This is a genomic window from Amycolatopsis thermophila, assembly GCF_030814215.1.
GTDB classification, from domain to species: domain Bacteria; phylum Actinomycetota; class Actinomycetes; order Mycobacteriales; family Pseudonocardiaceae; genus Amycolatopsis_E; species Amycolatopsis_E thermophila.
In genome coordinates this window covers 3,897,226-3,921,399 of record NZ_JAUSUT010000001.1, presented here as the reverse complement: position 1 = coordinate 3,921,399, position 24,174 = coordinate 3,897,226, and the positions used below count along the sequence as shown (strand labels likewise).

The 24,174-nt window shown below is 71.1% G+C and carries 21 protein-coding genes; 13 read left to right on the top strand and 8 right to left on the bottom strand.

Annotated elements, in window-relative coordinates; all coding sequences use genetic code 11:
* The first annotated feature begins 86 nt into the window (after positions 1-86).
* The 3 genes from FB470_RS19235 to lipB are packed head-to-tail and all read left to right on the top strand — an operon-like array spanning position 87 to position 2,351.
* Positions 87-968, top strand: a complete 882-nt coding sequence (locus FB470_RS19235) for a TIGR01777 family oxidoreductase (protein ID WP_306993413.1) — start codon at positions 87-89, stop codon at positions 966-968.
* Complete coding sequence (locus FB470_RS19230; protein ID WP_306993411.1) at positions 965-1,597, top strand: phosphatase PAP2 family protein; 633 nt, start codon at positions 965-967, stop codon at positions 1,595-1,597. Before FB470_RS19235 ends, FB470_RS19230 begins: the two co-directional genes overlap by 4 nt.
* A 10-nt stretch (positions 1,598-1,607) precedes the next feature.
* The gene (gene lipB / locus FB470_RS19225) at positions 1,608-2,351 is read left to right on the top strand and encodes a lipoyl(octanoyl) transferase LipB (RefSeq protein WP_370876500.1); all 744 of its coding nucleotides are present in this window, start codon (positions 1,608-1,610) and stop codon (positions 2,349-2,351) included.
* 56 nt (positions 2,352-2,407) lie between these two features.
* Here lipB and FB470_RS19220 read toward each other — a convergent pair whose 3' ends face one another.
* Together FB470_RS19220 and FB470_RS19215 are read right to left on the bottom strand one after the other, a co-directional pair.
* The gene (locus tag FB470_RS19220; RefSeq protein WP_306993408.1) at positions 2,408-3,340 is read right to left on the bottom strand and encodes an LLM class F420-dependent oxidoreductase; all 933 of its coding nucleotides are present in this window, start codon (positions 3,338-3,340) and stop codon (positions 2,408-2,410) included.
* Positions 3,341-3,356: 16 nt separating this feature from the next.
* On the bottom strand, positions 3,357-3,950 hold the full coding sequence (locus tag FB470_RS19215; RefSeq protein ID WP_306993407.1) for a TetR/AcrR family transcriptional regulator: 594 nt from the start codon (positions 3,948-3,950) through the stop codon (positions 3,357-3,359).
* Positions 3,951-4,078: 128 nt separating this feature from the next.
* Between FB470_RS19215 and FB470_RS19210 the strand changes: the two genes are divergently transcribed.
* The 4 genes from FB470_RS19210 (at position 4,079) to FB470_RS19195 (ending at position 7,402) form a co-directional block, all read left to right on the top strand.
* Positions 4,079-4,588: a hypothetical protein gene (locus tag FB470_RS19210; RefSeq protein ID WP_306993405.1), complete on the top strand. Its 510-nt coding sequence runs from the start codon at positions 4,079-4,081 to the stop codon at positions 4,586-4,588.
* Between the two features lie 73 nt (positions 4,589-4,661).
* Positions 4,662-5,606, top strand: coding sequence for an oxidoreductase (locus FB470_RS19205; RefSeq protein ID WP_306993403.1), 945 nt, complete (start codon positions 4,662-4,664; stop codon positions 5,604-5,606).
* 36 nt (positions 5,607-5,642) lie between these two features.
* A complete protein-coding gene (lipA, locus tag FB470_RS19200) occupies positions 5,643-6,644 on the top strand; it encodes a lipoyl synthase (RefSeq protein ID WP_306993402.1) in 1,002 nt (333 codons plus the stop codon).
* A 101-nt stretch (positions 6,645-6,745) separates the two neighbouring features.
* Positions 6,746-7,402, top strand: a complete 657-nt coding sequence (locus tag FB470_RS19195) for a DedA family protein (protein WP_306993400.1) — start codon at positions 6,746-6,748, stop codon at positions 7,400-7,402.
* A gap of 1 nt (position 7,403) precedes the next feature.
* On the opposite strand, the gene FB470_RS19190 is transcribed toward FB470_RS19195, so the two are convergent.
* The 3 genes from FB470_RS19190 to FB470_RS19180 are packed head-to-tail and all read right to left on the bottom strand — an operon-like array spanning position 7,404 to position 11,127.
* A complete protein-coding gene (locus tag FB470_RS19190) occupies positions 7,404-8,111 on the bottom strand; it encodes a copper homeostasis protein CutC (protein WP_306993399.1) in 708 nt (235 codons plus the stop codon).
* Positions 8,112-8,130: 19 nt separating this feature from the next.
* On the bottom strand, positions 8,131-10,056 hold the full coding sequence (locus FB470_RS19185; protein ID WP_306993396.1) for an acyl-CoA dehydrogenase family protein: 1,926 nt from the start codon (positions 10,054-10,056) through the stop codon (positions 8,131-8,133).
* A 42-nt stretch (positions 10,057-10,098) separates the two neighbouring features.
* Positions 10,099-11,127, bottom strand: a complete 1,029-nt coding sequence (locus FB470_RS19180) for a hypothetical protein (protein WP_306993395.1) — start codon at positions 11,125-11,127, stop codon at positions 10,099-10,101.
* A 64-nt stretch (positions 11,128-11,191) separates the two neighbouring features.
* On the opposite strand from FB470_RS19180, the gene FB470_RS19175 reads away from it, so the two are divergent.
* The 3 genes from FB470_RS19175 to FB470_RS19165 all read left to right on the top strand — a co-directional run bounded on the left by FB470_RS19175 (position 11,192) and on the right by FB470_RS19165 (position 14,205).
* Complete coding sequence (locus FB470_RS19175; RefSeq protein WP_306993393.1) at positions 11,192-12,061, top strand: patatin-like phospholipase family protein; 870 nt, start codon at positions 11,192-11,194, stop codon at positions 12,059-12,061.
* Between the two features lie 126 nt (positions 12,062-12,187).
* A complete protein-coding gene (locus FB470_RS19170; RefSeq protein WP_306993392.1) occupies positions 12,188-13,414 on the top strand; it encodes a L,D-transpeptidase in 1,227 nt (408 codons plus the stop codon).
* Positions 13,415-13,452: 38 nt separating this feature from the next.
* Complete coding sequence (locus tag FB470_RS19165; protein WP_306993391.1) at positions 13,453-14,205, top strand: SIR2 family NAD-dependent protein deacylase; 753 nt, start codon at positions 13,453-13,455, stop codon at positions 14,203-14,205.
* 24 nt (positions 14,206-14,229) lie between these two features.
* Here FB470_RS19165 and FB470_RS19160 read toward each other — a convergent pair whose 3' ends face one another.
* The 3 genes from FB470_RS19160 to dnaE all read right to left on the bottom strand — a co-directional run bounded on the left by FB470_RS19160 (position 14,230) and on the right by dnaE (position 20,820).
* A complete protein-coding gene (locus FB470_RS19160) occupies positions 14,230-15,420 on the bottom strand; it encodes a low temperature requirement protein A (RefSeq protein ID WP_306993389.1) in 1,191 nt (396 codons plus the stop codon).
* Between the two features lie 299 nt (positions 15,421-15,719).
* Entirely contained in the window at positions 15,720-17,120 is a 1,401-nt protein-coding gene (locus tag FB470_RS19155) for an MFS transporter (RefSeq protein ID WP_442320558.1), read from the bottom strand.
* 124 nt (positions 17,121-17,244) lie between these two features.
* On the bottom strand, positions 17,245-20,820 hold the full coding sequence (dnaE, locus tag FB470_RS19150) for a DNA polymerase III subunit alpha (RefSeq protein WP_306993385.1): 3,576 nt from the start codon (positions 20,818-20,820) through the stop codon (positions 17,245-17,247).
* A 164-nt stretch (positions 20,821-20,984) separates the two neighbouring features.
* Between dnaE and FB470_RS19145 the strand changes: the two genes are divergently transcribed.
* The 3 genes from FB470_RS19145 (at position 20,985) to FB470_RS19135 (ending at position 23,760) form a co-directional block, all read left to right on the top strand.
* Positions 20,985-21,557, top strand: a complete 573-nt coding sequence (locus FB470_RS19145) for a TetR/AcrR family transcriptional regulator (RefSeq protein WP_306993384.1) — start codon at positions 20,985-20,987, stop codon at positions 21,555-21,557.
* A gap of 101 nt (positions 21,558-21,658) precedes the next feature.
* A complete protein-coding gene (locus tag FB470_RS19140) occupies positions 21,659-22,576 on the top strand; it encodes an asparaginase (protein WP_306999367.1) in 918 nt (305 codons plus the stop codon).
* The gene (locus FB470_RS19135; RefSeq protein WP_370876499.1) at positions 22,573-23,760 is read left to right on the top strand and encodes an aminotransferase class V-fold PLP-dependent enzyme; all 1,188 of its coding nucleotides are present in this window, start codon (positions 22,573-22,575) and stop codon (positions 23,758-23,760) included. Before FB470_RS19140 ends, FB470_RS19135 begins: the two co-directional genes overlap by 4 nt.
* Positions 23,761-24,174 lie beyond the last annotated feature (414 nt).

The window sequence follows — 24,174 nt, the reverse complement described above, 5'->3', positions numbered from 1 at the left end:
CGCCCCGGCGGAGGAGGGGGCCGTCGTTTTTCCCGCCCACGGTGGGGGAACGTGCGCGCAGGGGCCGCGTGAGCAACGATCGGGGTATGCGCGTACTGATCGCCGGTTCCAGCGGGCTCCTCGGCTCGGCACTCGTCGCCGCGTTGCGCGACTGCGGGCACGACGTGCGCCGCCTGGTGCGCCGGGAAGCCCGGGCGGCCGACGAACACTCGTGGGATCCGCCCGCGGGGCGGATCGACGACCGCGCCTTCGAGGACGTCTCGGCGGTGGTCAACCTGTGCGGGTCGCCGATGGGGCTGCGGTGGAGCGCGGCCCGCAAGCAGATGATCCGCGACAGCCGCCTCGAGCCGACGGAGGTGCTCGCCGAGGCCGTCGCCGAGTACCGGATCCCCAGCCTGGTCAACGCGTCCGGCATCGGCTACTACGGCGACACCGGCGACACGGTGGTGACCGAGACCGCGCCCCGCGGCGAGGGGTTCCTGGCCGAGCTGTGCGAGGCGTGGGAGGCGGCGACCACCGCGGCGGCCGAGGCCGGCTCGCGCGTGGTGAACCTGCGCACCGGTCTCGTGCTGGGCGGCCGCGGAGGGCTGCTGGGGCCGTTGAAACCGCTGTTCTGGCTCGGCCTGGGCGGGCGGCTGGGCGACGGCAGGCAGTACATGCCGTGGATCAGCCTGCGCGACCACGTGTCCGCGGTCCGGTTCCTCCTCGAGCACGAGACGCTGTCCGGCCCGGTGAACCTGTGCGCGCCGGAACCGGCGACCAACGCCGAGTTCACGCGCGCGCTCGCGCACGCGCTGCGGCGGCCGGCGCCGTGGTGGGTGCCGGGGTTCGCGCTGCGGGCGGCGCTCGGCGAGGTGGCCGACGAGATGGCGCTGATCTCGCAGCGCGCCGTGCCCGCGGTGCTGGAGAAGGCCGGGTTCACGTTCGTGCACACCGATCTCGACGGCGCGCTGGCGGTCGCCGTGTGAGCAGGTGGCTCTCGATCGGCGGCGTGTTCACCATCCTGTTCCTCGGGCTGGGTGTGGTCGTCTCCGGGCCGCCGTCGGCGGTCGACCTGACCGTGGCGGGCTGGGTGCAGGGCTGGTGGCGCGGGACGCCGGGGCGGGTCGCGCAGGTCGTCAGCGACGCCTTCGGGCCGGTGGTGCCCGCGGTGTTCGCGATCGCGCTGGCGGTCGGGATCGTCGTGTGCTGGCGGCGCGGCCTGCGGTTCCAGGCGGGGGTGTCGCTGCGAGTGCTCGCGGTTCTGGCCGCGACCCGGCTGGTCAGCGTCGTGTTCAAACCGCTGTTCGTGCGCGACCGGCCGCGCGCCTACCCGGAGTTCAGCTACCCGAGCGGGCACGTGGTGTCGATCTGCGGCACGGGCCTGGCGGCGACGCTGTTGTGCGTGTGGCTGGCGCCGCGGTTGACGCGGTGGGTGGTGGTGTGCTTCTCGGTCGCGACGGTGCTGTGCGCGGCGAGCCGGGTGGTGCTCGGGGTGCACTGGCTCAGCGACACGGTGGGCGCGGTGCTGGGGGTGCTGGGGGTGGGCATTCTCACGGCGTGGGCGGTGCGGTTGCTACCGCCACAGATCGTGCCTTCGCCGACGCCGTCGGCGTAATGTGCCTGGTGTGAGTCCGAAGTCCTGCCGCGCCACCAGCAGTCCCGTCAGCGTCAAGAACATCGGGACGATCGACTACCTGCAAGCCTGGGAGTTGCAACGGGAGCTGGTGAACGCGCGCGCGGACTGCGCCGAGGCGCCGGACACCCTGCTGCTGCTGGAGCACCCGTCGGTCTACACGGCGGGCAAGCGCACTGAGGACTCCGACCGGCCCACCGACGGCACGCCGGTCGTCGACGTCGACCGCGGCGGCAAGATCACCTGGCACGGTCCGGGGCAGCTGGTCGGGTACCCGATCGTGAAGCTGGGCGACCCCATCGACGTGGTGCACTACGTGCGGCGGCTGGAGGAGGCGCTGATCAAGGTATGCGACCAGTTCGGTGTCTACACCGGACGGGTCGAGGGCCGCAGCGGCGTGTGGGTGCCCGCCGACGAGCGCGGGCCCGAGCGCAAGATCGCCGCGATCGGGATCCGGGTGCAGCGCGGCGTGACGATGCACGGTTTCGAGCTGAACTGCAACGCGGACCTGTCGGCGTTCGACAAGATCATCCCCTGCGGGATCCGCGACGCGGGCACCACGTCGCTGTCGCAGGAGCTGGACAGGGACGTCCCGGTCGCCGAGGCACTCCCCCTGGCCCGCGACGCCGTGCTGGCCGCTTTGGACGGGGAACTGCCCGTGTCGGACAACCGGTGGCTGCGCAAGGCGGACTCGGCACCGTCGGCGCCCGGGGTCACCTTCGCGCTCCGCCCCTGAGGGTTCCGGCGCCGGCTCGTCCTCCGGCCCTGCGTCCAGGGCCGGAGGACGGCTCGTCAGAGCTGGGGCGCCACGTCGGACGCGATCAGCTCCAGGTGGTCCAGGTCGGACAGGTCCAGCACCTGCAGGTAGAGCCGCGTAATGCCGGTGGCCTCGCGGTAGCGGCCGATCTTGTCGACGACCTCCGCGGGGGTACCGGCCAGCCCGGTCTGCCGCACCTCACCGGGATCGCGGCCGATCGCGGCGGCGCGGCGGGCGAACTCGGCCTCGTCCTTGCCGATCGCGACCACCTGGGCCACCGAGCGCGTGATCTCCTTCGGGTCGCGCCCGATCTCGCGGCACGCGGCGTCCACCCGCTCGAACTGGGCGCTCGCGGCGGCCACGTCGGCGAACGGCAGGTTGAACTCGTTAGCGAAGCGCGCGGCCAGCGCGGGCGTGCGCTTCTTGCCGCTGCCCCCGATGATCACCGGCGGGCGCGGCGACTGCGCCGGCTTCGGCAGCGCGGGCGCGTCGGCGAGCTGGTAGTGCTTGCCGTCGAAGGAGAACGTCTCGCCCTCGGGGGTCTCCCACAGGCCGGTGATGATCTCCAGCTGCTCCGCGTAGAGGTCGAACCGCTCCCGCACCTCCGGCATCGGGATGCCGTAGGCGCGGTGCTCGGCGTCGAACCAGCCCGAGCCGAGCCCGAAGTCGACGCGGCCGCCGGACATCTGGTCCACCTGCGCGACGGAGATCGCCAGCACCGACGGGTGCCGGAACGTCGCGGCGGTCACCAGCGTGCCGAGCCGGATGCGGGAGGTCTCGCGGGCCAGCGCGCCGAGGGTGACCCACGCGTCGGTCGGCCCGGGGAGCCCGGAGGCGGACCCCATCTTCAGGAAGTGGTCGGAACGGAAGAAGGCGTCGAAGCCGTTGTCCTCGGTCGCCTTGGCCACGCGCAGGAGGTCGTCGTAGCTCGCGCCCTGCTGGGGTTCGGTGAAGATCCTCAAGTCCACGTGTTCAGCGTAATGACTACGGCGTCCGCCGGACGCGGTGGAGCAGCTGCACGATCACGGCCTCGATCTGCGCGCCGACCTTCTTCGGGTCCGGTGAGCTGGCGATCTCGGTCGCCGCGCTGTGCAGGGCACCGAACAGCAGCCGCGCGGTGATCTCGACCGGCACCTCGTCGACCTCGCCCGCCTCGATCAGGTCCGCCAGGCTCCGCCGGATCAGCCCGAAACTGGCCCTGTCCTCGGCCTCGCGCCACCGCTCCCAGCCCATCACCACCGGCGCCTCGTGGATCGCGATGCGCTGGTAGGCCGGGTCGAGGCAGCTGGAGATGAACTCGCGCAGCCCGGCCAGCGCGCGCTCCCACGGCGAGCCGTCCCCGCCGACGATCTCCTCCAGCCGCCCGAAGACCTGGCTCTCGACCTTCTCGAACGCGGCTTCGAAGAGCGCCTGCTTTCCACTGAAATGGTGATAGAGGGCACCTTTGGTGACCCGCGCGCGCTTGGCGATCTCGTCCAGCGACGTGCTCGCGTAACCCCGTTTGGTGAACAGGTCCACCGCGCTGTTCACCAGGGCCGACCGCGTGGACTCCGAATAGTCGAGACGCCTGGACCGCATTGTCACCACGATCACGAGCTTACGCCGGTTTCCGTTTCCATACCCGTGGTATGTTCGTCGTGTCGGGACCATACCGACGGTATGCTTCAAACTCAGAGTATGGCCGGGGTCACAAGTGGGGAGGACCCATGAGCTGGAACGACTTCTACCGACGGCGCGACGTCCTGGACGCCGTCCTGACCGCGGCAGCCCGCGATCCGCGGGGGCCGCTGCCCTTCGAGACCGTTCCCGGGGCCGAGGAGGTCTTCGGATCGCGTGAGGAGCTCATGCTCGCGCTGCACTACAACTGGACCCGGACGTTGAGCGGTCACCTGCGCGCCGAGGTCCATGACGAGCACGACGAGCACGACGACCACGTCGGCGCGGTCAAGCGCGCGTTCGCCGCGGCCGTGCGGCGCAACCCGGTGCTCTACGAGGTGGTCTCCGCGCACCGCGACGAGTACCCGGCGCTGCGGGCCGCGCACCGCGCCGAGCAGGCCATGCTGGCCGTGTCCGCGGGCCTGGCCGAACCGGACGAGCCGGTCGGCGAGGTCGCCAAGGTCGGTGCCGCCTTCGAGGCGCTGCTGACCGACGGTCCCCGGTTGTGGCCGGCCCGTCCCTTCGACCGCCTGCGGCGGATGCTGGCCCCCAGCGCTTGATCCTCTGTGGTCGCCCCCGTCTCCCACCGCCACCCTCGACGGTGACGCTTCGCGTCGCTCTACTATCGCGGGCATGAAAACCTGGGCCGAGGGCGACATCCCCGACCAGACGGGCCGCACGGTGCTCGTCACCGGCGCGAACTCCGGCCTCGGTCTGCAAACCTCGCTCGTGCTCGCCGGCAAGGGCGCCCGCGTGCTGCTCGCCTGCCGCAACCGGGAGCGGGGCGAGCAGGCGCTGCGCTCGGTGTCCGCGGTCGCCGGCACTTCGCCCGAGCTGGTCTCACTCGACCTCGCCGACCTCGCGTCCGTGCGCGCCGCCGCGAGCCGCGTGCAGGAGCTGACCGGCGGGAAGCTCGACGTCCTGATCAACAACGCCGGCCTGATGGCGGCGCCCCAGAGGCGGACCAAGGACGGCTTCGAGCTGCAGTTCGGCACCAACCACCTGGGACACGCGGCGCTGACCTGGCTGCTCATGCCCGCCCTGCGGCGGGGCACCGGCGCGCGCGTCGTGACGTTGTCCAGCCTCGCCGCCACCGGCGGACGCGTCGACTTCGACGACCCCAACTTCGAGCACCGCCGCTACAACCCGGCCGTCGCGTACGCGCAGTCGAAGATCGCCAACCAGATCTTCGCGCTCGAACTGGACCGGCGACTGCGCGCGGCCGGTGAGGACGTGATCAGCGTGGCCGCCCACCCCGGTTACACGGCCACCAACCTCACCTCGAACACGGCGAACGCGCAGGGCCACCCGGTCGTCCGCGCGGTCGTCGGCGGTGTGACGTTCCTGGGTGACCTGCTGATCGCGCAGGGGGTCCGCACGGGTGCCCTGCCGTCGCTGATCGCGGCCACCGCGCCGGACGTCAACGGCGGTGACTACATCGGCCCGCGCCTGTTGCGCGGCATCCGCGGCAACCCGGCCGTGGTGCCGCCGCTGCGCCCGGCGCTGGACCGCGAGACCGGCCGGAAGCTGTGGGAGCTGACGGCCAAGCTGACCAGCGTGACCCCCGACCCGGCGTAGGTCATCCGCCGGTCTCGAGGGCGTACGCTGGGGCGCGTGACTGTTGTGCCTGAAGGTCGGAAACTGCTGCGTCTCGAGGTCCGCAACAGTGAGACGCCGATCGAGAAGAAGCCGTCCTGGATCAAGACCCGCGCGAAGATGGGGCCGGAGTTCACCGAGCTCAAGGGCCTGGTCCGCCGGGAGGGCCTGCACACGGTCTGCGAGGAGGCGGGCTGTCCCAACATCTACGAGTGCTGGGAGGACCGGGAGGCGACGTTCCTCATCGGCGGTGACCAGTGCACCCGCCGGTGCGACTTCTGCCAGATCGACACGGGCAAGCCCGCCGCGCTGGACCGCGAGGAGCCGCGCCGGGTCGCCGAGAGCGTCCAGGCGATGGGCCTGCGCTACTCGACCGTCACCGGTGTCGCCCGTGACGACCTCGAAGACGGCGGCGCGTGGCTCTACGCCGAGACCGTCCGCCAGATCCACGCGCTCAACCCGGGCACCGGCGTCGAGCTGCTGATCCCGGACTTCAACGCCGACCCCGCCCAGCTGGCCGAGGTGTTCGGCTCCGCGCCGGAGGTGCTCGCGCACAACGTCGAGACCGTGCCGCGGATCTTCAAGCGCATCCGCCCCGGCTTCCGCTACGCGCGCTCGCTCGAGGTCATCACCCGGGCCCGCGAGGCCGGGCTGGTCACCAAGTCGAACCTGATCCTCGGCATGGGGGAAACCCCCGAGGAGGTCGAGCCGGCGATGCGCGACCTGGTGAACGCGGGCTGCGAGATCCTGACCATCACCCAGTACCTGCGCCCGTCGGTGCGGCACCACCCGGTGGACCGGTGGGTCAAGCCGGAGGAGTTCGTCGAGCACTCGAAGGTCGCCGAGGCGCTCGGGTTCGCCGGGGTGATGGCCGGACCGCTGGTCCGCTCGTCCTACCGCGCCGGCCGGCTCTACGCGCAGACCAAGCGGCACCGCGGCGAGGAGCTGCCGGAGAACCTGGCCCACCTGGCCGAGGCCGGACCCGCCGCCCAGGAGGCCAGCAGCCTGCTCACGCGCTGAAAGTCCGGGGATTCCCCTGACGAAAGTGTCCCGCGGGCCCGATACCGTGCACGGTAGCTTGAAGGGGTCAAGGCGGGACATAACGGACAGGGGAATCGCTCGTGGCGCTGGTAACCGACATCCTGGAGTGGCTGCAGGCACTGCCGCAGCCTGCGCTGGTCGGCGCGACGGGCGCGCTCGTGTTCGCCGAGTGCACGATCGGGCTGGGTTTCATCGCGCCCGGCGAGTCGGGGCTGCTGATCGCCGCGACCACCGCGACCAGCGTGCCGCGGTTCCTGATCCTGTGGGCGGTGGTGGCGGTGTGCGCCACGGTCGGCGACTCGCTGGGCTACGCGATCGGCCGGAGGTTCGGCCCGCGGCTGCGCGAGACGAAGATCATCCAGAAGTACGGCACGGACGCCTGGGACAAGGCGACCCGGGTGCTGCACCGGCGCGGGGCGTGGGCGGTGTTCTTCGCGCGGTTCCTGCCGGTGATCCGCACGCTGACCCCCGCGGCGGCCGGGACGTCCGGCCTGGAGTTCCGCAAGTTCCTGCCCGCCGCGGCGGCGGGCGCGACCTCCTGGTCGCTGTTGCACATCAGCCTCGGCGCGGCGCTCGGTGAGGCGGCCAAGCGCATCGAGGGCATCCTGAACACCGGTGGCCTGATCGTGATCGGCGTGCTGGCCGCGGTCGGCCTGTTCTTCCTGCTGCGGTGGAAGAAGAGGAAGGCGATGGGCAAGCTGGAGCAGTCCGCGCCGGAACCGAGCAACGCCGAGTGACTCACCGGACGGCGGCGATCAGCTCCCGCGCCGCCGCCTCGTCGAGCGTCGCGTGGGCACCGAAGTCCACGGCGCTCGCCGAGGTCTGCCCCGCGGGCCGCCGGGGCGCGGCGTGCACGTGCCGGACCCCGGTGGCGTCCAGCACTTGGCGCACGTTGTGCGACCGGATCCCGCCGCACGCCATCACCGTCAGCCGGTCCCCGGCGACCGCGGTCATCCGCGACAGCACCACCGCGCCGTCCAGCGCGGTCGGGGCCTGACCGGAGCTGAGCACGCGCGACACCCCCAGCCCGGCCAACGTGTCCAGCGCCGTCAGCGGGTCCGCGCAGACGTCGATCGCGCGGTGGAACGTCACCTCCCGGCCGGCGGCCGCCGCGATCAGCTCGCCCGCCACGACCCGGTCGACGGCTCCGCCGGCGGTGAGCGCGCCGACGACCACGCCCGCCGCCCCGGCCCCGACGGCGTGCCGGACGTCGGCGAGCATCGCGTCCACTTCGGCCGGGGTGTAGCGGAAACCGCCGTCCCGGGGGCGGATCAGCACGTGCACGGCGGCACGCGTGCACCGCGCCAGGGTGGCGGCCAGCAGCCCCGGCCCGGGCGTCAGCCCGCCCAGCGCACCCGCGGCGCACAGCTCGACGCGGTCCGCGCCGAGCCGGTCGGCCGCGACCGCACCGTCCACCGTGTCCGTGCTCAGCTCGACGATCACCACCGCCGAGTCCTACCACGGTTCACCCGGTCGCGTACCTCCGCGCGACACTGTCCTCGGTGGACGCGCCCGCGCGCCAGTCGGCGATCCACGGTCCGGTGCCCTCGCTCGGGTCCAGGACGCCCTCCTCGAGCCAGGTGTAGGCGCCGTCGAGCACGCGGTCGGTGATCCGGCGGTCGGCGTCGTCGGTGTTGCGCCACAACCCGTCGAACAGCGTCTCGATCCGCACCCGCGCCTGGCGGCAGAACACGTCGGCCAGCTCGTAGGCGGCCTCGCCCTCGCGCACGTCGTCCTCGCGTTGCATCTCGGCGCGCACGCACGCGGCGGACATCGCGAACAGCTCCGCGCCGATGTCCACGATCCGGCCCAGGAAGCCCTGCCGCTTCTCCAGCCCGGCCTGCCAGCGGGCCATGCCGTAGAACGTGGACCGCGCCAGCTTGCGGGCCGTGCGCTCGACGTAACGCAGGTGCGGGGCGAGCTGCCCGAACTCGGTGAACGACGTCGGCACCTGCCCGCGCCCGGTCACCAGCTGGGGCAGCCACCTGGCGTAGAAGCCGCTGGCCTTCGCGGCGGCCTTCGCCTTGGCGGGCAGGTCCGCCTCCAGGTCCGCGAGCGCGCCCGCGGCGGACAGGTGCGCGTCGACCGCCTCCCGGGCGATGAGCAGGTGCATGATCTCGGTCGAACCCTCGAAGATCCGGTTGATCCGCAGGTCGCGGACCAGCTGCTCGACACCGACCGCCCGCTCGCCGCGCGCCGCCAGCGACTGGGCGGTCTCGTACCCGCGGCCGCCGCGGATCTGCATCAGCTCGTCGGCGATCTTGCACGACATCTCGCTGGCGTACAGCTTCGCCAGCGCCGCCTCGATGCGGATGTCGTTGCGGCCCTCGTCGCTCATGTGCCCGGACAGCTCCTGCACGCTCTCCAGCGCGTACGTGGTCGCGGCGATGAACGAGATCTTGTTGGCCACGGCCGCGTGCTCGGCGATCGGCTTGCCCCACTGCACGCGCGCGGCGGACCACTCGCGGGCGATCTTGAGGCACCACTTGCCCGCGCCCGCGCACATCGACGGGATCGACAGGCGGCCCGTGTTGAGCGTCGCGAGCGCGATCTTCAGCCCCTTGCCCTCGCCGCCGACGACCGCGTCCTTCGGCACCCGCACCTGGTGGAAGCGGGTGACGCCGTTCTCGATGCCGCGCAGGCCCATGAACGCGTTGCGCCGCTCGACGGTGATGCCGGGCGAGTCCATCTCGACGATGAACGCGGTGATGCCGCCGCGGTGCCCCTCGCTGCGCGGTACCCGCGCCATCACCACGACCAGCTCGGCCACCACGCCGTTGGTCGTCCACAGCTTCACGCCGTCGAGCAGGTAGTCGCCGTCCTCGGTGGGCGTCGCCGTGGTCGCCAGGCGGGCCGGGTCGGAGCCGACGTCGGGTTCGGTGAGCAGGAAGGCGGTCACGGCGCCCTTCGCGCAGCGGGGCAGGAACTTGGCCTTCTGCTCGGGGGTGCCGGCCAGCTTGAGCGGTTCGGGCACGCCGATCGACTGGTGCGCCGACAGCAGCACGCCCAGCGTCGGGTGGACCGAGCCGAGCAGCGCCAGAGCGCGGTTGTAGGCGACCTGCGACAGCCCGAGACCGCCGTACTCCTCGGGGATCTTGATGCCGAAGCAGCCCAGCTCGGCCAGCCCCTTGACGTACTCGTCCGGGATGCGCGACTCCCGTTCGATGACGGTGCCGTCGAGCGTCTCGGCGTACTCGCGCAACCGGGTGAGGAACCGCTCGGCCTTCGCCGCGGCGGCCGGTTCGGCCCGGGGATGCGGGTGGACGAGGTCGAGGCGGAAGCGGCCGAGGTACAGCTCCTTCGCGAACGACGGCTTGCGCCAGTCGCTCTCCCTGGCCTCCTCGGCGACCGCGCGGGCCTCCTTCTCCGTCACCTTCGGCTGCTCAACCACCGGACACCTCCGCGGTACGCCGTCAAGACTTTGTGACCAGTGTTACTCACGGGTAGTGCGAGTGGAAGACCTGCGGCCGATACTCGCCCGGGTGAGGACGGGGAAATCCGGCATCCCGACGACGAACTCCCCCTCGCCCGGCTCGCCCCGCAGCCACAGGGACCTGCGGAAGAAGATGTCGGTGTACAGGTCGAGGGGACAGTCGTCGATGCGGAAGACCGCCGGTTCCCCGCCGGGCAGGACCGCCCATCCGTGAACCGGGGCGCGACGCCTGCCGGTCCAGTCACACTCGGCAACGGCCGCGTGGAGCCGGGTCCACGGACGCTGATGCCACCGGAGGATCCACCGAGCGTCCGCCTGCCGGGCGAGCGCCTTGCCCAGCGGCACCAGCACGAGCAGGTGCAGCAGGATCGCGCCCACGACATCGGCGGCGGTCCAGGCCGGGTTCCGCACGGTCGCCACGATCACCGCGGCCAGGGCCGCCACCAAGCCCGCCACGGCGATGGACCACCACCGCCACGCCCGCCGGTACCGGCGGACGTGGTCGATCGGCCGGGCGGGGGTTCGCGCACCGGCTCGCACGCGGCGAACGGCGGGCCACGGTGCCCCCGACCCGGCGATGCGCACGGCCGCGAAGCCGCGCTCGCCGGGGCCCGCCAGCCACACCCGGCCGGTGCGCGCGACGACCGCTCGCACCTCCGTCGGCACACCGCGCAGGGCGAACACGTCACCACCGGCCCGCACGCGCCGCCCGTGCAGCGTCGCCGGCACCTCGCGCCACGAGCACCGCAGCAACGGCTCCACCGCCCTCGCCCACCGGCCGTACCGCCACCACCGCGCACCGGTCCAGCCCAGGCCGAGGGTCAGCCCCGCGGCCGCGGTCAGCGGGCCCTCCGGCCACGGCGTGACGAACAGCTGGGCCACGAGCAGGAACCCGGCACGCACCAGCCACCGCCGCGACACGGCGCCTCGCTGGGCGAGGCGGGTGAAGTGCAGGCCGGTGCTGTCGCAATCGAGTGCCGGCAACGTGGCGGCCGGCCGGACGGGGAACACCGGCGCAGTCTTGCTCACATCCGCCCGCTCTCCGTTGGCGGCACCCACCGGCGCGGCGCACCATGCGGGTGGAGGTGATCCCATGCCCGTGGTGGACCTGCCGCGACCGGTCGGCTTCGTGCTCGGCGGCGGTGGCAGCCTGGGCGCGATGCAGGTCGGCATGCTGCGCGCGCTCGACGAGGCCGGGATCCGGCCGGACCTGGTGGTCGGCACGTCCGTGGGCTCGCTCAACGGCGCGGTCCTCGCGCTCGACCCGGACGACGCCGGCGATCGGTTGCGCAAGACGTGGGCGCACATGACCCGCCACGAAGCGTTCCCGGGCGGCGTGCTCAGCCAGGTCCGCACCCTCCGGAACACCAAGACCAGCCTGTTCCCCAACATCGGCCTGGCCGCGATCGTCGACGAGCACCTCGGCCCCGGTTCGACGTTCGAGGACCTCGCGCTGCCACTGGGCGTCGTGGCCACCGACGTGGACACCGCCGAGCCCCGGCTGTTCACCTCCGGCGCCCTGCGGCCACCGCTGCTGGCCAGCGCGGCGATCCCGGGCATCTACCCTCCGGTGGAACACGACGGCCATCTGCTCTACGACGGCGGCCTGGTGGCGAACGTGCCGATGCGGCAGGCGCTGTCGATGGGCGCGCGGTCGCTCGTCGTGCTGGACTGCGCGTTCCCCGGCCAGATCCCGTCGCCGCCGCAGACGTTCGCCGAGGTGCTGATGTACACGGCGATGGTGAGCATGCGGAACCAGGCCGTGCTGGAGGCGCCGTTCGCCGCCGCCGAGGTGCCCGTCGTGTACCTGCCCGGCCCGCGCCCGGTCCGCCTGAGCCCGCTGGACTTCAGCCGCACCGACGAGTTGACGAACGCCGCCCACGAGGCGGCCCGGATCTACCTCGACGGGCTCACGATCGACGGCCCCGGCCTGTACGGCGGCCCCGGGGTGAAGGTCGCGTGAAGCCGGAAAAGGCGTGGTGACGCGGGCCACTTCCGCACAACAAACCGGGTGGCACGGCGTCTATCCGGGCACGGTAGTTTTGAGCGTTCCCCCTCGCACCCAGACCATTTCTCACAAAGAGACCACATGACAGTCAAGAAGACTTTACTTTCGACCCGCAGGGCGCCCATCGCGGCCGGACTGCTCGCGGTGGCGCTCTTTCTCTCGGCGTGCAGTTCCGGCGATTCGGGCAATTCGAGCAATGGGGGCACGGCAGCGCCGTCGGGCGCGAACCAGGCCCCCGCGGTGACCGTGTCCATCGAGCCGGCCGCCGACGCCAAGAACGTCAGCCCGATCACGCCGATCGTGGTGAAGGCGTCCCGCGGCACCCTGACCGACGTGACGGTGCAGAACACCGCCAAGCACACGACGGTGAAGGGCACCTTCTCGGCCGACAAGACCACCTGGACCTCGTCGGAGCCGCTGGGCTACGGCAGCACCTACTCGGTCGACGCGCACGGCGCCGACAGCGCCGGCAAGACCGTCGAGCAGCACGGCGAGGTCACCACCGTGTCGCCGTCCAAGCAGGCCAACCCGAACATGATCCCCGCACCCGGCGCGGTCGCCCAGACCGGTGTCGGCGTCGGCCAGCCGATCGTCTTCCAGTTCAGCTACCCGGTGAAGAACAAGGCCGATGTGGAAAAGCAGCTGTCGGTGGTGTCGAATCCGCCGCAGGAGGGCAGCTGGTACTGGATCGACGACAAGAACGTGCATTACCGGCCGAAGGAGTACTGGCAGCCGGGCACGACGCTGACGGTTTCGGCGAAGGTCTACGGCGTCGATTTCGGCGGTGGCGTCTACGGCGCGGAGGACCGCACCGAGACCTACCACGTGCACGATTCGTGGATCGCCAAGGCCGACGGCAACACCGAGCAGATGCAGATCCTCCACAACGGGCAGGTCGTGAAGACCATGCCGATCTCGATGGGCAAGGACGCGACGCCGACGCACCTCGGCGCGCACGTCATCTCGTTCAAGGCCGAGACCTACCACATGGACTCGTGCACCTACGGCGTCTGCAAGGGCGATCCGAACTGGTACAGCTCCGACGAGAAGTGGTCCGAGCGCATCTCCAACGACGGCGAGTTCGTCCACGAGAACCCGAACAGCGTCGGGTCGCAGGGCAACTCGAACGTCTCGCACGGGTGCATCAACCTCAACGCCGAGAACGCCCAGTGGTTCTTCAACAACCTGGGCCTCGGGGACGTCGTGGAGGTCACCAACTCGGGCGGCCAGCAGCTGCCGGTGTGGGACCTCTACGGCGACTGGGCGCTGTCGTGGGACAAGTGGCAGCAGGGCAGTGCGCTGAAGTGACTGTGTGGTGATCGCGGTTCCGGGGCACCATGGAGGCCATGACTGCCCCGGAACTCGATCAGGCGCGGCGGCTCGTGAAGGACGCTTCGCGGATCGTCGCGCTCACCGGTGCCGGTGTCTCCACCGATTCGGGCATCCCGGATTTCCGGGGGCCGCAGGGCGTGTGGACGAAGAACCCGGCCGCGGAGAAGCTGTCGCACATCGACGACTACGTCGCCAGCCGCGAGGTGCGTGAACAGTCCTGGCGGGCGCGGCTGGACCACCCCGGGTGGTGGGCGCGCCCCAACGCCGCGCACCTCGCGCTGGTGGAGCTGGAACGGCAGGGCCGGCTGTCGGCGATCCTGACGCAGAACATCGACGGGCTGCACCAGAAGGCCGGGTCCGGGGAGGACCGGGTGATCGAGCTGCACGGCACGATGGCCGAGACGATCTGCCTGTCCTGCGACGACCGGCGCGACATGCACGAAACGCTCGACCGGGTGCGGGCAGGCGAGTCCGACCCGGAGTGCGAGATCTGCGGCGGGATCCTCAAGTCGGCGACGATCTCGTTCGGGCAGATGCTCGACCCGGACGTCGTGGACCGGGCGCGCGAGGCGGCGGTGAGCTGCGACCTGATGCTCGCGCTGGGCAGCTCCCTGACCGTGCACCCGGCTGCCGGGCTGGTGGACCTCGCGGCGGCGGCCGGCGCGCCGGTGATCATCGCGAACGCGTCGGAAACCCCGTACGACGACATCGCGACCGTCGTGCTGCGGGAGCCGCTGGCCGAGGTGCTGCCGGCGCTGGTCCGCTGAGGCCCGGCGAGGCGGCCACCGCCCTCAGTCGCCGAGCGTGGTCTTCACCGGTTCACCGTGGCTGGCGATCACCCTGGTCGCCACCAGGGCCACCATGATCAGCGCCGTCAGGTACACCGGCGCGGGCGTGAACGACACCGCCAGCACCAGCACCGCCGCGAGGGGGAAGCCGATCGCGATCGGGCGGCATTCGTTGCGCGGGCCGACGTGCAGGAGCCACACGCTGAGCACGAAAACCGCCACCGGGAGCGTCGTCGCGAAGGCGGCGGCCAGCTCCGGCGCGTGGCCGGTGTGCGTCTGGTGGTCGAGCGCCACCTCGATGCCCACGCCGACGGCCGCCGCGGACGCGAAGATCAGGTAGTGCCCGTACCCCCACGTGTAGCCCAGCCGGAACTGCGCCAGCCGCTGGTGGCCGGGCTGGTCGAAGTACAGCCACCACATCGAGAACACCAGCAGCAGCCCGGCCAGCGCCACGAACACGAAATCGATCACGTCGCTACCGGAGTCGATCGCGTCGCGCACGGCGTTCGTGGCGCTGAACACCGTCTCGCCCAGCACGATCAGCGTGAACAACCCGTACCGCTCGGCGATGTGGTGCCGGTGCCAGCTCGTCTCGGCGCGCCACTCCGCCCACACCGGCACCAGCAGCTCGGCCACGGCGAGCACGAGGAAAGCGGGCAGCAGCCACGACCGCGGCAGCGCGAGCCGCGCGATCCACGCCACCTGCACGATCGCGATCCCGGCCGCGTAGCGCAGCGCGGTCCGCCGGCGCTCCGGGACGCTCCCCGCGGCGCGCAGCCACTGCCCGACCATCGCCAGGCGCATCAGCACGTAGCCGATCACGATCACCGTGAAGTCGTCGCCGAACGCCTTTCCCACCCCGGCCGCGACCACCAGCGCACCACCGATCTGCACCAGTGTGAGCAGGCGGTACGGACCGTCGTCGGTGTCGAACGCGGACGCGAACCAGGTGAAGTTCACCCAGCCCCACCAGATCGCGAAGAACACCAGCAGGAAACTCAGCACGCCGTGCGCGACGTGGTTCTCCGACAACTGGTGGTGCAACTCCGACGCCGCCTGCCCCACGGCGACGACGAAACACAGGTCGAACAACAACTCCAGCGGCGTTGCCGCGCGGTGCCGCTCGTCGCGATCCCGTGAGGTCATCGGCCGGTACCAGACCCGGTACCGGCGGTTCGCCGGCGCCACGGACATGCCGCCTCCCTCCACTCGGCCTGCCCGCCCATCCCAGCACACACAATGGGTGGGCCCGGCTCCCCCTCGTCCGGGCCCACCCACGTGGGTGCCCTCGTACCGCCGCACGATCCCCCGCTGGCGCCGGCGGTTTCGACCCGGGAGTGACCCTGAGTGTCCGATCTCGAGAGCCCGGAGCTCGGTCCCCATCCCCGGAACCCGCTCCGCATCGCCACTGTGAGTAGCTGATACCCGTGCCGTGAAGGCTAGACAAGGTTTACCCGGTCGCTCTCCGTAGATCTAGCACCTTCGTGCAACGATCACTCATATGGAGCAGCAGTAGTCGCGTTGAGTAGTTGATCGCTCGTCGCGCGTGCTCGCCGGGCACGCAGTTCGGCGATCCCGAGGGTCAACGCGACCAGGATGAACCCGACGGCGCACACCATGGACACGGACAGCGCCGACGGGAAGTCGTTGCCGGAGCCGGAAAGCATCGCCCGGAAGACGGACGCCAGCACCGCGGTGCCGATCGCCGTGCCGATCCGCTGGCCGGTCTGCAGCGCTCCCCCGGCGACCCCGGCCGTGCTCGTCGGCACGCACTCCAGGGTCAGCGTCGTGTTCGGCGAGATCACCATGCCGCCACCGATCCCGCCGACCAGCAGGGGCAGCGCGACGACCACGCCGAGGTGCGGACCGTGCGCCAGCCACGCCAGCAGTGCCACGGCGCCCAGCCCCGCCGCGACGAGGGACAGGCCGGTCACGGTGAGGCGACGGCCCCAGCGCCCCACCAGCCGCCCCGCGGCCGCGGACGACACCGCCGAGCCGACCGCGAACGGGGTCACCGCCAGCCCCGACTCCAGTGGCGTGTACCCCAGGCCCAGCTGGAAGAACATCGCGAACACCAGCCAGATGCCGGTGAACCCGCAGAAGTAGACCGCACCGATCGCCGCGCCCGGCGAGTACCCCGGCGTCTCGGTGAACAGCCGGATGTCCATCAGCGGCGGACGATCGTGCCGCACCACGTGTCGTTCCCAGCGCACGAAACCGAGCCCGAACGCGACGGCGACCGGGAACAGCCACCACAGGCGGCGCACACCGTCCTGTTCGGACTCCACGAGCGGGAGCAGCACGCACAGCACCGCCAGCCCGAGCAGCAGCACGCCCAGGAAGTCGATCTCCGAGCGGAGCCGCGCCGGGCGGCCCTCGGCGCGCGGCAGCAACCGCAGGGCGAGCACGAACGCGAGCGCGCCGATCGGCACGTTGACGTAGAACACCCACCGCCAGCCGTTGTCCTCGCCGAACAACGCGAGGATCACGCCGCCCAGCACCGGCCCGACCGCCGTGGAGATCCCGACCACCGATCCGAACGCGCCGAACGCCTTGCCGCGCTCGTCGCCGTGGAACAGGTCCTGGATCAGGCCCGAGTTCTGGGGTGTCAGCAGGCCGGCGGCGCAGCCCTGGAGGAGCCGCGCGACGACCAGGACGTCACCCGTGGGCGCCGCGCCGGCGAACGCGCTCATCGAGACGAAAGCGGCCAGCGCGATCAGGAACATCTTGCGGCGGCCGAGCGCGTCGCCGAGGCGCCCGCCGGAGACGAGGACGAGGCCGAAGGTGAGCGCGTAACCCGAAACGACCCACTGCGCCGTGCCCGCCTCGCCGCCGATGCCCTTCTGGATGGAGGGCAGCGCGACGTTGACGATGCTGACGTCGAGCAGGCTCATGAACCCCGCGGTGAGGGTGACGGCGAGTGCTTTCCAGCGGCGGGGGTCCGGTGGTGGCGTCGGGGTCACCCGTCCATGGTCGCCGCTACCCGCCCGGGCCGCGCGCTATCGCCGCCCGGGCACCTCAGGTCCCGGCGGTGATGCCGGGGATGCCCTTGAGTTCGCCCATGAGCATGCTGCTGACCTTGACCGGGTAGTCGTACAGGGCGAACGTCGTCTCGCGCTGGTTGCCGACCAGCTTCAGCCGGACCGGCGTGTCACCGCGGTGGGCGAGCAGCGTCGACTTCAGTTCGCCGACCACGCTCTTGTCCAGGCGCTCGGCCGTGCAGCGCAGCACCAGCGGGGGGTCGTCCTCGCCGTTGCCGATCTCGGACAGGTCGAGCGGCACGAGGCCACCACCGAAGACGGACATCTTGTCCTCGCGCCAGTTCACCCGGCCCTTGACCAGCACGGCGTTGTCCTCGACCAGGTCGGCCGAGAACATGGCGTAGGCCTTGGGGAAGAACAGCACCTCGAGCGAGGCGTCCATGTCCTCGACCGTGCAGATCGCCCAGGGTTCGCCCTTCTTGTTGACCCGGCGCTCCAGCGAGGTGATCAGCCCGGAGATGACCAGTTCGCCTTCCTTGGGCGGGTTGTCCAGGATCGCGGCGATCGGGCGGGGGGCGTGCTTGCGCAGGATCCGTTCGGCGCCGTCCAGCGGGTGCGCCGACACGTACAGGCCCAGCATCTCCCGCTCGTAGGCCAGCAGCTGCTTGCGCGGCCACTCCTCGTCGCCGAACTTCAGGTGCGCCAGCGGCGACGACGAGGGCGCGGGCTCGGCACCGGCGTCGTCGGCGCCGAACGCGCCGAACAGGTCGAACTGGCCCATCGCCTCCTGGCGCTTGAGCGGCACGACCGCGTCGACCGCGTCCTCGTGCACCTGGATCATCGACAGCCGCGTGTTGCCCAGCGAATCGAACGCGCCGGCCTTGATCAGCGATTCGATGACCCGCTTGTTGCAGGCCACCAGCTCGGACTTGTCCAGGAAGTCGGTGAAGGAGGTGTACTTGCCCTTCTCCTGGCGGGTCTTGATGATCGACTCCACCACGTTGGCGCCCACGTTGCGCACGGCGCCCATGCCGAACCGGATGTCGTTGCCGACCGCGGCGAAGCGCTGGCCCGACTCGTTCACGTCCGGCGGCAGCACCTTGATGCCCAGCCGGCGGCACTCGGACAGGTAGACCGCGGACTTGTCCTTGTTGTCACCGACCGACGTCAGCAGCGCGGCCATGTACTCCGCGGTGTAGTTCGCCTTCAGGTAGGCGGTCCAGTACGAGACCAGGCCGTACGCGGCCGCGTGGCTCTTGTTGAACGCGTACCCGGCGAACGGGAGGATCGTGTCCCACAGCGCCTGGATGGCCTCGTCGGAGAAGCCGTTGGCCTTCATCCCGGCGTGGAAGCCCTCGAACTCCTTGTCGAGGACCTCCTTCTTCTTCTTGCCCATCGCGCGCCGCAGAACGTCCGCTCGGCCCATCGAGTAGCCGGCGACCTTCTGCGCGATGTGCATGATCTGTTCCTGGTAGACGATCAGGCCGTAGGTGTCGGCCAGGATCTCCTTCAGGGGTTCTTCGAGCTCCGGGTGGATCGGCTTGACCTGCTGCCGCCCGTTCTTCCGGTCGGCGTAGTCGTTGTGGGCGTTCATGCCCATCGGGCCGGGGCGGTACAGCGCGCCGACCGCCACGATGTCGTCGAACACCGTCGGCTGCATGCGGCGCAGCAGGTCCCGCATCGGCCCGCCGTCCAGCTGGAACACGCCGAGCGTGTCACCGCGGGAGAGCAGCTTGTAGGTCTCCGGGTCGTCGACGTCGAGCGTGTCGAGGTCGATGTCGATGCCGCGGTTGGCCTTGATGTTGTCGATCGCGTCACCGATGACGGTGAGGTTGCGCAGGCCCAGGAAGTCCATCTTCAACAGGCCGATGGCCTCACAGGAGGGGTAGTCCCACCCGGTGATGATCGACCCGTCGTCCCGCTGCCACAGCGGGATCGCGTCCATCAGCGGCTCGCTGGACATGATGACCGCGCAGGCGTGCACGCCCGCGTTGCGGATCAGGCCCTCCAGACCGCGGGCGGTGTTGAAGATCGTGGAGACCTCTTCGTCGGTCTCCACCAGGGTGCGCACCTCGGCGGCCTCGCCGTAGCGCTCGTGCTGGGGGTCGACGATGCCCGACAGCGGGATGTCCTTGGCCATGATCGGCGGCGGCAGCGCCTTGGAGATCTTGTCCGCGATCGCGTAGCCCGGCTGGCCGAAGTGCACGCGCGCGGAGTCCTTGATCGCCGCCTTCGTCTTGATGGTGCCGAAGGTGATGACCTGGGCGACCTTGTCCGCGCCGTACTTCTCGGTGGTGTAGCGGATCATCTCGCCGCGGCGGCGGTCGTCGAAGTCGATGTCGATGTCGGGCATCGAGACGCGCTCGGGGTTGAGGAACCGCTCGAACAGCAGTTTCTGCGGGATCGGGTCCAGGTTGGTGATGCCCAGGACGTAGGCGACCAGCGAACCCGCCGCCGAACCACGGCCGGGGCCGACGCGGATGCCGACCTTGCGGGCGTAGTTGATCAGGTCGGCGACCACGAGGAAGTAGGCCGGGAAGCCCTTGCCGATGATGACCTCGAGCTCCATGTCGAGCCGCTCGCGGTAGCCCTCGGGCGCGCCGTCGGGGAATCGCCACGCCAGACCGCGGTCGACCTCCGCACGCAGCCAGGACGCCTCGTCGTGCCCCTCCGGCACCTCGAAGACCGGCATCCGGTCCTTGTGGGTGTAGACGTCTTCGTAGGACTGGACGCGCTCGGCGATCAGCAGCGTGCTGTCGGCGGCACCGGGCACCTCGGCGTCCCAGTACTCGCGCATCTCCGCGGCCGACTTCAGGTAGTAGCCGTCGCCGTCGAACTTGAACCGGTTCGGGTCGTTGAGCGTCTTGCCCGACTGCACGCACAGCAACGCCGAGTGCGAGTCGGCCTGGTCCTTGGTGACGTAGTGCGAGTCGTTGGTGGCCAGCGGCTTGAGGTCGAGCAGCTTGCCGATCTCCAGCAGCCCCTCGCGCACCGACCGCTCGATGGGCAGGCCGTGGTCCATCAGCTCGAGGAAGAAGTTGTCCGCCCCGAAGATGTCCTTGTAGTCCGACGCGGCCTGGATGGCCTCCTGCTTCTGGCCCAGCCGCAGCCGGGTCTGCACCTCACCCGAGGGGCACCCGGTGGTGGCGATGATCCCCCCGGCGTTCTCCGCGATCAGCTCCCGGTCCATCCGCGGCTTGCGGTAGTAGCCCTGGATGCTGGCCAGCGAGGAGAGCTTGAACAGGTTGCGCAGGCCGGTGGCGTTCTCGGCCAGCATCGTCATGTGGGTGTAGGCACCGCCGCCGGAGACGTCCCCGCCCTCACCGAACTCGTCACTGCCGCGCTGGCTGGCCTGCCCCCAGAAGACCGGCTTCTTGGTGAACCGCGACTCCGGCGCGATGTAGGCCTCGATGCCGATGATCGGCTTGAGCCCGGCCTTCTTCGCCTGCTGGTAGAACTCGTCCGCGCCGTACATGTTGCCGTGGTCGGTCATGCCGACCGCCGGCATCTCCAGGCGCTTCGCCTCCGCGAACAGCGGGGCGATCTTCGCCGCACCGTCGAGCATCGAATACTCGGTGTGCACGTGCAGGTGGACGAAGGAATCGTTCGACACCAGCAAGAACCTCCCCTGCGACTTCGTGGCTTCGCCGGCCGCACGCGCCGCGCGCGGGCACCGGTCCGGAGGATCAGCCTAGCTCGCGGCGGGCGGGAAAAAACGCCGACGTGCCGAGGCGACTTTATTTGACCTCTGGTTCCAGTATGGCCTACGTTCACGGCATGGCGAGACCGAAGGCCTTCGACGTCGACGAGGCCGTCGACAAGGCGATGGACGTCTTCTGGGCGCGCGGCTTCGCGGGCACCACACCCCAGCGGCTGGTCGACGCGCTGGGCATCGGCCGCGGCAGCCTGTACAACGCGTTCGACGGCAAGCACGCTCTGTACGAGCGGGCGCTGCGGCGCTACCACGAGCGGGAGAGCGTGCGGCTGATCGAGATCCTGGACGGCCCGGGTTCCGCCCGCGAGCGGTTGCGGAGCGCGCTCGAACTGGTCGTCGACGAAGCCCGGAAAGACCGCCGGGGCTGCTTGATGGCCAACGCGGCGGTCGAGTTCGGCGAGGCCGACGAGGTGGTCAACCACCTCGTCCGGCGCACCTTCGAGCGCCAGGAGGCGGCGTTCCGCAGCACCGTCGAGGAGGGGCAGCGGGCGGGCGAGATCGACCCCGCGGCCGACGCCGGCGCGGTGGCGGCGTTCCTCCTCACGACCGTCACCGGCATCCGGGTGCTGGCCAAGGCCGACCCCGACCCGCGACGGCTCGCGAACCTGGCCGAGACGGCGTTGCGGATTTTGTAACGCAAGGTCAAGAAAGGGCGGCCGAGCGCGGGCGGCCACCCGGAGTGACGAGCGTCCGCTTGACAGGCCCCGCGTGGCCCGGCGAGCCTGCGAACGTGGTGATCCCCCTGGTTCAGGTGCTCCGCGGCGGGCGTGCGGAAAGTGTCCACTTCGGATCGAGAATGGTGCTCGGTCCTGGTGGTGAGGTGCTGGAGGCGTCGGGTGACGTCGACGAGCCGGGGTACCCCCGCTCGACGGCCAAGCTCATGCAGGCCGCCGGCCTGGTGCGGCTCGGGCTCGACCTCCCGCCCGACCTGCTTGCCCTCGCCGCCGCGAGCCACTCCGCCGAGGAGTTCCACCTCGCGGGGGTGCTGCGCATCCTCGGTGACGCCGGCCTCACCGAGGACGACCTCGGGTGCCCCGCGCACCTCCCGCACGACCCGGTCCTGCACGACGTCTGGCTCGCCGGGGGCCGCGTCCCGCGGCGCCTCGCCCACTGCTGTTCCGGCAAGCACTCCGCGATGCTCGCCACCGCGAAGCTCAACGGCTGGCCGACCGGCGGCTACCTGGATCCCGGGCACCCGGTGCAGACCGCCCTGGCCGCGACCGTCGCCGAGCTCGCGGGTGAGCCGGTCGCGCACACCGCGCTCGACGGGTGCGGCGCGCCGCTGTTCGCGATCTCCCTGCGGGGCTTGGCCACCGCCGTGCAGCGTGTCGCGACCGCCCCGCACGGGACGCCGGAGCACCGCGTGGCCGAGGCCATGCGCAAGCACCCGGAGATGGTCGCCGGGCCGAACCGGGACGTCACCCAGCTCATGCGTGCCGTGCCCGGGCTGATCGCCAAGGACGGCGCCGAGGCCGTGCAGATCGCGGTCCTGCCGGACGGCACCACGGTCGCGGTCAAGATCGCCGACGGCTCCGCGCGGGGCCGCATGCCCGCGACGCTCGCGGCCCTGCGGCGGGTCGCCCCGGAGTACGAATGGGACGACATCGAAAAGCGGTGTCCGGCCCTGCGCGATCCCCATATCGTCGGTCTGTGACGACATTGCGCGCAGACGACGTCGACCGGTTCCGCCGCGACACCCCCGGCACCGAAGACGTCATCCACCTCAACAACGCCGGGTCGGCCCTGCCGCCCACCCAGGTCACCGACACCGTGCTGGACTACCTGCGTGAGGAGTCCGTGCGCGGCGGCTACGAGACCGCCGCCGCGCACGCCGAGCGCATCCAGGGCGTGTACGGCTCGATCGCCCGGTTCCTCGGCGCGGACGCCGCGGACATCTCGGTGACCGACAGCGCGACCCGCTCGTGGCAGGCGGTGTTCTACGCGATGCGGTTCCAGCCCGGCGACCGGATCCTGACCTGCCGCTCGGAGTACGCCAGCAACGCGATCGCCTACCTGCAGGTGGCGCGCCGGACCGGCGCCCTGGTGGAGGTCGTCGAGGACGACGCGAGCGGGCAGCTGGACGTCGCCGACCTGGAGCGCCGCGTGGACGACCGGGTGAAGCTGATCGCGATCACGCACGTGCCGACGCAGGGCGGGCTGGTGAACCCGGCGGAGGAGGTCGGGGCGATCGCGGAGCGCGCCGGGATCCCGTTCCTGCTCGACGCGTGCCAGTCGGCGGGCCAGCTGGACCTGGACGTGCGCCGCCTCCGGTGCGACGCGCTGTCCGGCACCGGGCGCAAGTACGTGCGCGGGCCCCGCGGCACCGGCTTCCTGTACGTGCACCCGAGGCTGCGTGAGCGGATCGAGCCCGCGATGCTCGACCTGCACTCCGCGACGTGGACCGCGCCCGACAGGTACGAGGTCGCCCCGGACGGCCGCCGCTTCGAGACCTGGGAACGCAACTACGGTCTCGTGCTCGGTCTCGGGGCCGCGGTGGACTACGCGATGGCGGTCGGACTGCCCGCGATCGAGGAACGGGTGACGGCGCTGGCCGCGCGCTTGCGGGCGGACCTGTCGCAGGTCCCCGGCGTCACGGTGCACGACCAGGGCCGGCGCCGGTGCGGCATCGTGACCTTCAGCGTGGCCGGGATCGACGCGGCCGAGGTGAAGAACCACCTCTCCGCGGCGACGATCAACACATCGACGACCCACGCCGAGTCCTACCAGTACGACCAGGAAGTCCGGCGCCTGCCGGCGATGGTGCGCTCATCGGTGCACTACTACAACACCGAAGACGAGCTGCGAACCCTGGTGGAAACCGTGGAGAAGCTCACCTAGCGCGGCCCGCACACGCAGCCCCCAAGCAGCGGGCGACGCACACTGAGGCGGGACCACCACCCACCCCGGAAGGCTGCGCCGCAAGCCGACCCGGGGACCTCCCCAGACCTCCCGGCGCCCGGCAACGCGAGGTGAGGTGCGACGTCCCCAGACCTCCCCCGCCCCCGATCCCCAGCCCGCCTTTGGTCGCCGATCAGCGGGGTCAAGGTACTCTTTCCCGCCTTGACGCCGCTGCTCGGCGACCGAAACACTCCAACCGGAGGGGGCGGGGGAGGTCGGCACCCAAGGCGACCACCCAGCGCCGTGAGGCGCCCTGCCGCGAAGCGGCGGGAAAAGATCAAAAGATGTCCTCGCCGGACCGGCAGGCTCCGGGATAACCGGGGAATGCAGTCATCTCACCTCATGCAGTGGGTC

Bases quoted from the DNA above. Each gene is read 5' to 3' on its own strand.
- FB470_RS19235 (WP_306993413.1), top strand. From the start codon at position 87: ATGCGCGTACTGATCGCCGGTTCCAGCGGGCTCCTCGGCTCGGCACTC.
- FB470_RS19215 (WP_306993407.1), bottom strand. From the start codon at position 3,950: ATGCGGTCCAGGCGTCTCGACTATTCGGAGTCCACGCGGTCGGCCCTG.
- FB470_RS19210 (WP_306993405.1), top strand. From the start codon at position 4,079: ATGAGCTGGAACGACTTCTACCGACGGCGCGACGTCCTGGACGCCGTC.
- FB470_RS19205 (WP_306993403.1), top strand. From the start codon at position 4,662: ATGAAAACCTGGGCCGAGGGCGACATCCCCGACCAGACGGGCCGCACG.
- FB470_RS19175 (WP_306993393.1), top strand. From the start codon at position 11,192: ATGCCCGTGGTGGACCTGCCGCGACCGGTCGGCTTCGTGCTCGGCGGC.
- FB470_RS19170 (WP_306993392.1), top strand. From the start codon at position 12,188: ATGACAGTCAAGAAGACTTTACTTTCGACCCGCAGGGCGCCCATCGCG.
- FB470_RS19165 (WP_306993391.1), top strand. From the start codon at position 13,453: ATGACTGCCCCGGAACTCGATCAGGCGCGGCGGCTCGTGAAGGACGCT.
- FB470_RS19160 (WP_306993389.1), bottom strand. From the start codon at position 15,420: ATGTCCGTGGCGCCGGCGAACCGCCGGTACCGGGTCTGGTACCGGCCG.
- FB470_RS19155 (WP_442320558.1), bottom strand. From the start codon at position 17,120: ATGAGCCTGCTCGACGTCAGCATCGTCAACGTCGCGCTGCCCTCCATC.
- FB470_RS19145 (WP_306993384.1), top strand. From the start codon at position 20,985: ATGGCGAGACCGAAGGCCTTCGACGTCGACGAGGCCGTCGACAAGGCG.